Annotated in this window: 3 protein-coding genes; all 3 read right to left on the reverse strand. The window is 48.4% G+C overall.

Features of this window, described 5'->3' with window-relative positions; all coding sequences use genetic code 11:
• Positions 1-2 precede the first annotated feature (2 nt).
• Positions 3-641, reverse strand: coding sequence for a YigZ family protein (locus P6910_RS18285; RefSeq protein WP_317142686.1), 639 nt, complete (start codon positions 639-641; stop codon positions 3-5).
• Between the two features lie 94 nt (positions 642-735).
• Positions 736-1,104 (reverse strand): PilZ domain-containing protein, encoded by a 369-nt coding sequence (locus P6910_RS18290; RefSeq protein ID WP_317142687.1) that lies wholly within the window; start codon positions 1,102-1,104, stop codon positions 736-738.
• Between the two features lie 35 nt (positions 1,105-1,139).
• A complete protein-coding gene (locus P6910_RS18295; RefSeq protein ID WP_317142688.1) occupies positions 1,140-12,992 on the reverse strand; it encodes a hypothetical protein in 11,853 nt (3,950 codons plus the stop codon).
• Positions 12,993-13,164 lie beyond the last annotated feature (172 nt).

The following is a 13,164-nucleotide window of genomic DNA, read 5'->3' on the forward strand; positions in this document are numbered from 1 at the left end:
GTTCACTCCTGCCAATTTAATGCAATCTTCCCCTTCAGGGATTCAGTAATTCTGGAAGTAAAGCCCATCCGGTTCACTTCAGGCAATTCAACCTGGATAACAACCTGGTCGGTATAGTCACAATCAATGATCTGTCCTGACAAAGATTCGAGCCAGTGTCGAAAAGCCTGTTCACTGGCATAATCGAGCACTGCGGTTCCGCGAACCATGGGGACACATTCAACCACAGGTAACTGTTCGACGGCGGCCTGAACTGACGCACCATAAGCCCGAACCAATCCTCCGGCTCCCAACCTGGTACCACCAAAGTAGCGTACCACGACGGCAGCGACTTCTCCGATTTGACGATGCTGCAAAACATTTAGCATGGGCTTGCCAGCCGTGCCACCGGGTTCACCGTCATCATCAAATCCCATGACGGTATTCCCCTCGGGAGGGCCCGCTATAAAAGCCAGACAATGATGGGAGGCGTCAGGAAACTGTTTTCTCAGAGATTGCTGGAAGGAGAGTGCTTCGGCTCTTGAGGTCACTCTGGACAGGAAAGTAATAAAACGGCTTCGCTTGACTTCCGTTTCCCGCTCAAAAGAGGTTTCGGGTAAGAGGTCTGGCACCCGATAGCGGCCAGAGGGCTGGCTGGACATTCAATTCTCTTGTTGCACTCAGGGCGATGCGAATGCACAAGATAAAGCAGAAAACAATCAACCCATTGATCGTCGACCGTATTTTCCGCAAAGTCTATGGGCACTCACTGAAAGAAAAGTACTCCTTGAGTACTTCAACCAGATCAATAATATCATGCCCTGCAGTAACAATACTGTAGCCAGAATCAAAAAACTCCGGACCCACGTCAGGCTTGCACCAGTGACACCGGGCATCAAAGTCAATATAGTTTTTCTCTTCATCCGGGCCAGGCAGCTTAATTCTCATACTGTAAACCGCACCAATGAGAACCGGTACCGTACTGATGAGCATCAGACCATTGCTGCTGATATTGCCAATACTTCCCATTTCCTTGAGCGTGTTCCTGTTGTAAACGGTCAAATAATCATTCAACTGGTGACGCTTGATGCTGCGACGCTCCTTGCCGCGTGGGACCATAGACATAATCTGTATTCCTTTACTGCCCTATCTGTAAAAATTTAAACCAGAACCTTGTACAACTTGCTCTGCCTTAACTCACTCTGTTTCAGCATTAACTCCTGCTCTCGCTCTGTGATCTTTTTTTGTTCCCTGGCAAAGGCATCAAACTGCTGCATTAATGCTCTTTCCACTTCATCCACACAGTCCTTGAACTCGTTTTTGACCGGGTGCTGGCACAATTTGACGGCACGATCCAGCTCAGCCTGCCGCTTACTGAGGGAAGCAGCCTGGGTCTGCAAGCTGTTCAACTGAGCTTTGTTGGATATATAACCGTCTTTAATCTTGAAATGACCTTCGGCCTTATCGCAATCCATAACGTTCTGACTGGTATTCCCAATCAGCGTCCACTGACCTTGCGGCCCCTTCCTCCGCCACCTGAACTTTTGAGGGTTGGCAGCGAACTCTTTAAGTCGACCGAAACCCATCGCTTTGATTACGTCAGGACCAACGGGATTCTTGTACAGAGACAGCCGCAGCGTCGAATCAAGATCAACACATTGAGTGATCACGGCCATCATCCGCTTTTCTAATGCTTCAAGATCTGCTCGTTTAATTTGATAAACAATAACTTTCATGACAGCCTTCATCATATCGCTGTACGCTCTCCGAATGGTGGCCTCCGTTTGCATCGCTTCCCGCGCCCCCCCTCCACCACTCAGCTTTCGCCTGCTGGCCTGTAGGGAAGCCATAATATCCTCGAAAAGCTTAGCGCCCAGAGCTTTGTCATTTAAACTCTTCACAACATTGTGGAGTTCAGTGATTCTCGTAAGAGCTTCTTCTAAAGCGGCATCGCTCTCACGGATCAATTTTTTATTGGTCTCAGACACCATGTCTTTGCCGTCAAGCTTAATGCCTTCGCTCTTTAACTGCTTGAAGTAACCACTAAGGCGCTCACGCATGGGTTTTGCATCCGCTGTTTCAAGCAGATCCTCCTGATAGGTTCCCGGCAGAACAAATCGCCTCTCAGTCGACTTGAGAAAGCGCGTGACTTCTGACTTGAGGGTACGGGTCACGACAGGCACCGCTTCTGTGGGAATGCCTGCTGCTTTCAAGTCCAGACCATCCACCAGGCTGACCGCTTCATCATTCAGCCAGTGATGCTCCGCGGCATACACTCTATCCAGATGACTGTTGGTTCTGGCCTGCATCAACTCTTTCTCACAGCTCAGGGTATGATGACTTTTCTCACGACTGGCAATATCCACAGCCACAAGTTCGAGCCATGCATTCTTACAGACCCACTGGCGGACTTTCAGTTCAATCAGCTCCTGAAATGCTTCTGGAGAGAGACCCAACTCTGCCCACTCTTTTTTAGCCATCTCAGCCAGTTGGGCTCTTATTTGTGGCAGGCTCTGCAAATAACCACTCTCGCCTTCTTCCGATTTCTGAACAGGGAAGGTAACTGTTTGCTCAACCACTTTTTTCAAAGCGGAAGAGGCGTTATCAATGCCCTCAGGAAACAGATTTTCTTCAGCCTGCATGGACTCATCCAACGCGTTCAGAGCCTGAGCAAATGCCTCTTTCTGTTCGTCGGCACCTTTGATGTCTTTAACCGCATCCAGATCCACCGCCATGAACACCCTTTGAGCCTTGTGCAAGTCCTTGCTGTCGCGGGTAAGACGGCCAAGCTGCTGAACCAGATAGTTCTCATTGGCTTCACCACCGGCCTGACCCACCAGCCCATGAAAAATACCTACACTGGCACTCCCCTGGGGCATGTCAGTGCCCACAGACTGGGCTTTACTCAAGTAACCATCGGTACTCTGTCCACCCATACGCCTGAGCTGAGTAATGGCTTCCCGGGAAGCTGAAGCGCCCTGCCCATAGACCGGATCATCCTGATACTGCATCTGCAGATTCTTATCATGGTCATAGTAAATCACAGACTTCTGAACGCCCCCCATGGCCAGTCGTTCCTGGTTCAAAATCCGACTCATCTGGTGCGCCTTTGTCGTACACTCATCACCCGGCTCAGCGCCATCAAAGAAAATAATCTGGGGCTCTGGGCCTACCCTGTGCAGAACATCCGTCAGCATCTTGTTCCTGCCCTCAGGGTCGGAAGAGCTGAAAAACACCGGTTCTGCCAGAGAAATAAAGTGCCAGAAACGCTGATTGGTGGTCACCGGGTCTGTTCTTGCTTTGTGACGCACTTCTTCTGCACTGCCTGAAGCACTGGCCAAAGCTGCACAGTACACGGTTCCCAGAGTTGCTGAGAGTAGATGCCGGGCTTTACATCCAAACAGAAATTCAGAATGTTTCAGATTGATACTTCGGGGCTCTACTTCAAAGGCATAGCCAAGCCCTCTGATCAACGCTTGCACGGTCTGAGCCACTGAGATTGACTCAGCTTCGGTATGAGGCACCATCTCACTGTCAAACTCGTCGGCAAACACCATGGAGTTTTTGAGCAAGTCAAGACAGGCATCCAGTTTTGCCAGTATCGCCTGCTTATCCTGAATGAAACCTTCAGCGTCCAACAAGGCCTGCTTCAGATGCATCAGAATCTGAACGTCTGTGATTGAGGCCCCCACAGGGACTCGCCCCTGAGTCAACAATGATTCTCTGTCACTAATCGCTGTACCGGCAGGTAACCCCAGCAGGGTATTCTCAACCTCCACCAGCCTGGCGACGGATAACTCACAGGGAGGCGCAAAGCAGGTTTCAAGATTCAATCGACGATAGTCCTGCCCCTTGTGGGCATAATACTCACGCAAACCTTTATCCAGTTCTGCCTGGTTGGTCTTCGGAGCCATAACAATAACCGAACGGTCCGTATCAGCACCTAGCTGGGCAGAAGCATGATCCGTCAGCGCCAGCAGCAGTGTACTTTTACCGTAGCCAGTGCCTTTATGAGACATCATCGCGACTTCATGGCCATTGGCCCATTGGCTGACACCGTCCAGTGTGACAGCCAGTTCGTCGGCCTGATCGGGTGACAAGACAATGTGATGCCTCCTTTCAAACGACAAAAGGGCCAGGTTTTTAGTATCCAGCAAGGTATTCTCGTAACTGCTGATTCGGTTATTCAGATTGCTCTGTCTGGATGCCAGCAGAGCCATATCCAGATTCCATTCCTGACAACGCCGGATGTATTCGTGGGGCTCACTCACCTGTTCAAGGGCAGCAAAGTCCAGATCCACCAGCTCACTTTTAAGCGCCTCAAGGCGCTGACTTATCAGACTGCTCTGCTCAAGGTCAATATCCACCAGCATCAGCTGCGACATGCGTTTGATAAACCCGTCAACATCATTACCACCCGGAGCCAATCCCTTCTCAAAGTTACGAATGGCATGATCCAGAAGCTCGCCATCAGAAAAAGCCTGCAAATCACTTTCAGAAGCATTACGAATGTAGCTGACCAGACCTTTTTCCAGAGCTTTTTTTAACTGAAGTGTACGGACACAGTGCTTTCTGTTGTTGACCATGACCTTTTCAAAATGGCTCAAAACCGACTGCCTGTTGATTTTTAGCGCTTTCGGACCAGGCATCCCACGGGGTCCCCGGGTTTGCAACTCGCAACCAGAGTAGACTGACAGGTTTTTAAATACCTGTTCCTGAAACGCTTTCTGTTCTCCTTCAAGCGTTTTAATAACACTTTCAGTGACACCTTTAGTGACACTATGAGCACTATCATCCAGCAGCTCCCTCCTGGCTTTCAGAAACGCTTCACTGACATGGCCAAAACTGGCATTGACGGTAAAGACCGAAAACTGTTCTGGATGAAACGTTTCCTGATGGGCACCGGTTTCAGGCTTCCTTGATTTTTCCTGAGCCACTTTTCTCACCACCGGAAGCTCAACAGGCAGGCTTCTGACACGCCCTTCACAGGGTGTGCAGGTAAAAGGCGGTTTCAGTAATTGATGATCCACTTCCTCAACAACTTTCTTGTAACATTCATCAATTTGCTCGAGGGAAGCATTCGGTAGCCAGGTATTTTTCAGCGATTCAAGCTCAAGGACTTCAGGTGGATAATCTTTGCGCGCTCTTGATGGTGAAGTACTGTCTGGCTTCAGTAAGCAAGCTTTACTCAGTAAGTTCGCTTTAATCAGCTCGCCTCTGGGGTTTTCTCCCCGGATTGGCACCGGGATCAGTTGATGATTGGAACCCAACTCATACATAAAGCACTGCTGATCTGAAGGTGTTTTCTGAGCAACCAGCAGGACGGTTTGCCCTGAAGCACTCTTCAGGGGAATCCAGTCCCGCTTTTTTTCTCTCCCTTCAGTGCTGACCTGAAAGGGAACTTCAAAATTGGGATGCTCATGAAGAAAAGCAGGATCCAGAGACCAGGTTCGTCCATCCAGCTGAATCTGCCAGTGCTGACCCTTTTTGGAGTGAAACACCAGTGAAGGTCGGCATTGAGCACCTTCAGACAATTCAATGTATCGGTCACCGGTAACAAGGCTGGTTTTATGGAGAGCAATCTTATTAAAACCATTCATGAAACTGTTTATCAGACAGTCAGGGTTCTGGGTAAGAGCACTGACCCTGAAGCCAGCCTGAGTCTGAACATGACCTGAAGCTTCTGCCAGGGGTACCGGTGAATCTGGCTGAAAACAGGCAATTTCGGCTTGATGTGGATGTTCAACAGCTCGGGTAAAGTCATGATCATGAGTAAGGCCCCTGAACTTCTGCTTCGGGTCGAGTCTCGTTTCCTGAGCCAGCAACTCTGAACACTGTCTTTCCAGCTTGTGCCTGCGCGTATCTCTCTCTTTTCCGGTTTCGTAATTCTCTTTGTGCTGTTTGACAGCCATGGTCAGAACCAGTGATCCGGGTCTTTTCAGCTCCTTTTGAAGGGTTCTGAGCACCTTTGTCATGGTCGGTGTCGCGGGTAATCCAAATTCATCCCTGATTTGACTGAGCCCCACCAACGAGGCATCGGCATAGCTGAAGTCAACCCATTGCGTTGCCCCTGCTGCCAAATTTGCGGGTCCGGGTTGTTTAATAATCCCTTCATGCTGCTCCCGAAGACTGGACAGCAGAGTTAACAGTCTGTCACAGATCTGTGGATCCCTGACCATTTGCTCTTCCAGCGAATGCCCCGCCTGCGGCTTATGACCGCCTCCCAGCTGTTGATCCAGTCTGGCTTCCAACTCCGCCTTTTGACATTCCGCCAGCTTCGATAAAAATACCCGGCCATGCTCGGGCACACTGCGTCTCAAACTGGGTGGCAGATGCTCTGAAGCCAATCGCTGAAGCGAGTATTCATAGTGTTTTAAGAGCCGATGCCCTTCGTCTGGCTCCTTAATCGTTGCAATTTTTTGCTTCCAGGATTCATTCAGACGCTTTGAAGCTGATCTGGCCAGGACGCATAGGGCATGTGTATAGAACTCCCTGTCCAGATCTCCCGAACTCTGTGCCAACAGGGTACTCATATTGCTCAATTCCGAATCGACTATGGCTTCAGGATCTTCCGGGCCAGCAAGCGTATCAGGCTTCAAGGCTTCAAGAGAGGCTTCGAATCTGTTGACCTGAGCCTGAAAGTCTTCCTGTTTCCTGGCCAATACTTGTATATTGCCCCGGGTCAGGGAGATAGTCCGGTCAATCCGACGGGTAAACTCATCCACAAAAGGGCGATCCGGGGTCGCACCCAGGGCTTTTTGATAAGCTTGATCGATAGACTCCAGCTCCATCAGGAATTGCTCATGGAGTGACATCACTTCTTTTCGGGAGCCGCTCCTGCCCGGAAAATCATCCGGACCGGTGAAATGATAAATTTCCCGTTCTTTTTCTGTCAGTTCCTGTCTGGAAGCCAGCTCAGACCAGGCTGAACTCATTTTTTGAATCAGGCCCGAAATAACAAAAGTTTCAGGGCCAGGATAAGCAAATTCTTCGCTTTTGATCTCAGAAACGACTGCCCCCAAATCTGTCCACTTGGGCAATGGAGATCCCAGAGTGAGATCAAAAGCTTCATCAGCGGATGAATCCAGGCGATCAGGTAACGGATCAGAATAAGCCGTTGAAGTAAAAGACTCCGCCTCGGAAAAGCCGTCCGTGGAAACAGAATCTGACTCATAACCAGAGTCACCCTGATGACTGAAAACCTGAAGTGTTAATTGGGTGACCCGCTCAGATTCGCGCTCAAGGCTTTCATTAGCTTCAACTAATTCTTCACTTTTTAATATCAGGGCTCTCTCTTTCTCGTGAACCTGGGCTTCCAGATTACTTTTCCTTTCAGAAAGTGTTTCAACCCGTTCCTGCTCAACTTCTAACTGGCTCTGAAGAGAGGCTTTGGCCTTAAGAGCTTCTTCTGATTGTTGCTCCACTTCTCTCTTTTTCTCTCTAACCTTGTAGAGCTCTTCCTGAGTTATATGCAGTTCGTCTTTTAAATGAAGGACTTCAGTGGAAAGCGTCTGGTTTTCAATACTCACAGCCTGAAGCACAGTCAGTTTCGATTGCAAAGCATTTCGCTCCTGCTCCAGGTCACTGACAGCCTCTTCCAGCTTTATCTTTTCCTGATCCCGCTGGCGCTGTTCTTTCTCAAGACTCTCGGCCAGTTTTTGATGAGCAAGTTCTTTCTCTTTCAATGCAAGAGTATGATTTGACGCTGCTTCTCTGGATTGATCAGTCAGGCTCTTTAATTCAGCTTTCAGGCTTTCAGCCTCGCTCTGAAGACGACTGACTTCTTCTTTCCTCTCCTCAAGGCCCAGAGATTTTTGCTGCAGTTCAAGATCTTTCGTCTTACCTTCCAGTTCAAGCTTTGAAACCCGACTATCAACGTCATTTTTCAGATGCTGGAGTTTTTGCAACTGCTCTTTAAGACCAACGACGATCTCTTCTTGCGAGCTGGTAAGACGCTGCCTTTCTTCTTCCCAACCCAAAGCTTCATGCTTATGCCTGCTTTCCTGAAAAGCCAGATCTTTTTCAAGCTGACTGCTCCGACCTTGAGCCTCTTTCAACGCCCTTTCCTGTCTGACCCCCAGATCATCAACCTCACCCTTTAAGCTGTGGACCTCTTTTTGGCGACTCCTCAACAAGGCTTCCAGTTCGCTAACCCTTGTATCCAATATTTTCCTTTGTTCTCCTGCTGTCTCGGAAAGCGATTTAAAGTGATCCCTGTTTTCTTCAGCCAGACGAATCTGTCTTTTAAGATCAGCAGACTCCAGTGACTTCTCACTTTGCTCATCGTTAAGCTGCCTTTTCAGAGACTCCAGGGTGGTTTCTGCCTCTTCAAGACTGCCTCGCAAAAGGTTCAGCTCCTCGTTCTGCTTTAAGAAAGCGGTATGGGCCTGATCTTTCTCTTGCGTCAATGTTTTTACTTCCAGCTCCAACCTTCCATATTGTGTGCCCAGTTCGGTAGCCTCGCCCTCCAGAGTCAACACCCTGGTTTGACTTTCCCCGAGACTGTTTTTCAACGCCATCAACTGGTTATTTACGCGCTCAATGTTTTGTTCTTTCTGTTCGAGAGTGGCGTCTTTATGGGATAGCTCAAGCTTTGTCTTCCTGACCTCCTCCTGAGACGCAAGAAGTTGCTGATCAAGTCGTTGTTTTGTTTCAACCAGCTGGTCATGCTGGCTTTTCAAATCAGCAAACAGTTTTTCCCTGGCCTCCTCAATTCTGACTTTTTCTTTATCCCAGTCAGCTGAAGCAACTTCTGCCTTTTGCTCCAGTGTCTCGACCTGTAGCTTGAACTCATCTCGCTCCCGGGTGAGCCTCTCCATCTCAAGGGTATGCTGACTTTTCAGACTTTCTGCGCTGAGCTGAAGCCCCTGAAGCTGCTTCTTCACCTGATCTCTGTCGTAAGCAAGAGCATCTGACTCTGATTGAAAGTGGTCTCTTTTCTTTTCGGTCTCTTTAAGACGACTTTCCAGATCAGAAACTCTGGATCTCGAATCCCTGAGCTGGTTTTCCCATTGAGCTTTCTCAATCTCAGCGGCATCACTACCGCTTCGCAAATTTTTCTCAGCTTTCAAAAGCATTTGCTTTGCTTCATCTCGCTCTTGCTCAATTAAGCGAACGCTTTCTTCCAACTCAATGACTTTACTGTCACTCAATTCTTTCTGAGGTATTAGCTGTTGAACTCTATGCGTTAGTTTTTCAATAGTACGAACTTTATCGTCTACATCCTGGCTAAGCTCGGCCACTGTCTGTTGCTTTTCCTGAGTCCTTTGTTTAGCTTTTTCAATCTCACGCCTGAACTCATGCTCATTTTGTTCTTTTTGTTCGAGAATGGCGTCTTTATGGGATAGCTCAAGCTTTGTCTTCCTGACCTCCTCCTGAGACGCAAGAAGTTGCTGATCAAGTCGTTGTTTTGTTTCAACCAGCTGGTCATGCTGGCTTTTCAAATCAGCAAACAGTTTTTCCCTGGCCTCCTCAATTCTGACTTTTTCTTTATCCCAGTCAGCTGAAGCAACTTCTGCCTTTTGCTCCAGTGTCTCAACCTGTAGCTTAAACTCATCTCGCTCCCGGGTGAGCCTCTCCATCTCAAGGGTATGCTGACTTTTCAGACTTTCTGCACTGAGCTGAAGCTCCTGAAGCTGCTTCTTCACCTGATCTCTGTCGTAAGCAAAAGCATCTGACTCTGATTGAAAGTGGTCTCTTTTCTTTTCGGTCTCTTTAAGACGACTTTCCAGATCAGAAACTCTGGATCTCGAATCCCTGAGCTGGTTTTCCCATTGTTTTTTCTCAATCTCAGCGGCATCACTACCGCTTCGTAAATTTTTCTCAGCTTTCAGAAGTATTTGCTTTGCTTCATCTCGCTCCTGGGCAATTAACTGAACTCTCTCTTCCAACTCAATGACTTTATTGTCACTCAATTCTTTCTCAGGGATCAGTTGTTGAATTCTATGCGTGAGCTTTTCAATAGCACGAACTTGATCATCGACATTCTGGCTAAGCCCAACCACTGTCTGTTGCTTTTCCTGCGCTCTTTGATTGGCTTTTTCAATCTCGCGCCTGAATTCAACCTCAGCTTCTTCAAGTTCCCGAATCCTGTCGTCCTTTGTCAGGATCGAAGATGACAGCGAATTTTCCCTGATTTTGGCTTCTGCAAGTTCATCTTCTTTGTCAGTTAGCAGATCTTTTAGTCGATTCACTTCCTGCTCGCTTAACTGAAGCTCCCTATGATAACGCTCTGAAGTCTCCTGCAGTTTAGGGATAGACTCGTCAGCTATTGCAGAGCGCTCTCTCGCCTCTCTTTCCTGTCTTTTTGCTTCTTCAAATTTCCTTTGCAGCTTCTCTGCGTTGTTTTCAGCAGCTTGTAGCTGCCTTATATATTCGGTGACCTCCTCTTTCGAGGACCGGGTAGTCCTTTCAGCCGTCTCAAGTTCTTCGCGAAGGGCTGCCAGCGATGACTCGAGTTTATCTTTCTCTTCCTCAAGCCCATCGCTCTGAACCGTTAGCTCCTGAACTTTTCTCCTCTCAATCGCTAACGCCTGATCTCTTTGTGAAAGATCATCCTCTTTTGAGCGAAGATCATTCTCAAGACTGACTATTTTTTCCCTGAGTTCATGCTCAGTGCTCTCCAGCCTTGACTGCAACTCATTCAGCTCTCTTTCTTTGTCTGTAAGCTGAGTCTCTACCCGCTGCTCAGATATTCTGGCGCTTTCAACCTCTGACTCTAAATCAGCTTTTTCTTTTTGATGCTTTTGTTCAGCAACTCTTAACTGCTCTGCAATCTGAGCAATTTCAGTCTCATGAGATGGACTCTCCTGCGAACCCTTACTCTGATCAAGCTGGAGACTCTGAAGTTGCTCTTTAAGGGAGGTGATCTCAGCTCTGGCGTTATCCAGCTGCTCATTCAGCGCTTCCAGACCTTTTAAGTCCTGCTCATATTTGAGTTGCAAGGCTTCCAGTTCGGCCTGATTAGTCAACAGCAAGGCTTCAAGCTTCGCTTTTTCTTCCTGAGCCTGATTCTTCTGCTCAACAAGAGTTTGTTGCAGGCCTTTGATTTCATCGTCGTATTTCTGTCGTTCCAGATGAATCTCTTTTAATGATTGGGCTTTTAACTCAAACTCAGACTGCCGCTTCTCAAGTTCTTCGACCTTTTCCAGTAGGTCTCTTTTGGTATCCGTTAATGCTTTGTTCAGATCTTCTTCACGCGCAAGCGCCCCTTTATAGTCACCTTCAAGGGCAAAAAGTGATTGCTCTGCTGAATGAGCCCTGCTGTCTGCTTCTTCAAATTTTCTTTGCAGCTGATCCAGCTTTTGCTTATGGTTTTCCTCTATAAGATTCAGCTGCTCTTCCAGTTGCTTTGCCTTTTCTTCAACTTGTCTTTTCTTGCCAGTGACATCGACATGAGCCAGAACCCAACGATCACGATACCTGGTAAGCTCTTTCACCTGCGTCTCAAGCTCCGCCACTCTTGCAGAATCTGCTTGCTTTAGAGCTTCAAGGTCCTTATCGAGTGCCTTGATATCAATATGCAGTAAACCATTTTGCCTGAATAAATCAGCCACTCGCTCTTGCGCATGTTGATAACTCTGCTGAAGCTCTGCCAGCCTGGCTCTTTCCTGATCCAGCTCATTTTCAAGGGATTGATAGCTATCCAGATACTCCTGCCGCAGTTGCAGTACCAGCTGATCCTTTTGTTCCAGAGCTGAAACAGCCTGCTGACCCATCTGCTGATGGTTCAGATGGGCAGCCTGAAGTTGACTTTGCAGCACGTCTATTTTTTGACCAGAGCCGACAAGCTGTTTCTGGAGTTCTGACATCGTAACGCCATTGTCAGCCAGCATTCGGGTTTGCTCGTTCATCCGGGCTTGAAGCTGACTGTTCAATGCTTCCAGCTCATCCAGTCTGGCGTCAGAATCGAGGGGGTCTGCACCCAATAATTCTCTGCTGCCAACTGCAGAACCATGGGTGCTGACTATCCGATGCTGCTCCTCACGTAACTGACGATCCCTCTCGTTGAGTTCGTCTTTTAGTTCGGCTTGTTCTTTCTCAAGCTCACTCAGCCTTTTAGAAAAACGTTCAGGCACTTTCTTTTCTTTGTGCTTGAGGGCTTCTACTTCTTCCTTCAGTTCAGTCAACTGATTCCGGGTCTGTTGCAGCTCGGTGCCTAACTCTTCTTTCTCTTCTCTGAGACATCTCAGTTCCTGTTGAGCCCTGGATAGTTGAAAACTGCGGGTGGAAAGAACAGGGCCATCGGGCGGTCTGGGAGTTGCAAGTGTTGGCACCAACGGTGGCATGGCCAGACTATTCCCTGCAAAGATGTGATCAAGAAATGGATCATTCTCTGAAGGGCTGATAATCTCTTCAGGGTTTGTTAGCTCGGGGGAATGCTGACAATAGAACTCAGCGAGCGCCAGAACCTCACGATGCATTTTCTCCAGCTCATACCGTTGCAGCAGTCCTTTTGTCCATGCTTCCTTCGATTGACCACTGGCTATGATTGCATCAGCAACACCGGTCTCCCGGACCTCTATCTGATGAAGCATGGATTGGGCCATGGCCAATGTCATCAAATGCCCGTTATTGCCATTGAGGCTAGTTTCCAGCTGTTGGCGGTTAGCTGGCATTTTAAAGCGCCAGCCCAACGCATCATGAAGCCTGCCCACCCGTTCAGCCATCTGCAGTCTGGTTTTCCTGTCAGCAGTTTCTACCGTCTCAGGCCTTATGCTCTCTCTGAGTCTGAAAAGAGTATGTTCAGAAACCTGGCTGACAGGACGGGCAGAAGCCCTGCAAATCATGCTGTGAGGTTTTGGAATTGAGGGTGTGTCCACTTCGACACGGGAGATCTCCCTGTCTCCAATGGGGGTTGTAATTGGACGATCGCCTTGTAGAAGCTTGTTTGGCAGTTGAACAGAACCCAAACCATGAGCTGTCTGCTCCTCAGAAGTCTGAGAACCATGCACTGATGTACTGTTCAGGTATTGGCTATGGGGTATGCCAATGTCACTGCTTCTGCGATCCATGCGGTCTACAACATCCGTTGAAAAACAACACAACTGCCAAGAAACAGCTTACATTCCGGCACCTAAGACGCTGAATTCATACCTGTCGGATGAATTCACAATTTAAGATTAGCAGTGGGTTGCCGAGGAGTTTTGCATTCCGGTGGCTTGAAAGTACAGCTCGTCAAAACGC

This window comes from Endozoicomonas sp. 8E, from assembly GCF_032883915.1.
In the GTDB taxonomy this organism is placed as follows: Bacteria; Pseudomonadota; Gammaproteobacteria; order Pseudomonadales; family Endozoicomonadaceae; genus Endozoicomonas_A.

What these genes read in the sequence shown, in the direction of transcription:
- P6910_RS18285 (WP_317142686.1), bottom strand. Translation starts at nt 641, where the DNA reads ATGTCCAGCCAGCCCTCTGGCCGCTATCGGGTGCCAGACCTCTTACCC.
- P6910_RS18290 (WP_317142687.1), bottom strand. Translation starts at nt 1,104, where the DNA reads ATGTCTATGGTCCCACGCGGCAAGGAGCGTCGCAGCATCAAGCGTCAC.
- P6910_RS18295 (WP_317142688.1), bottom strand. Translation starts at nt 12,992, where the DNA reads ATGGATCGCAGAAGCAGTGACATTGGCATACCCCATAGCCAATACCTG.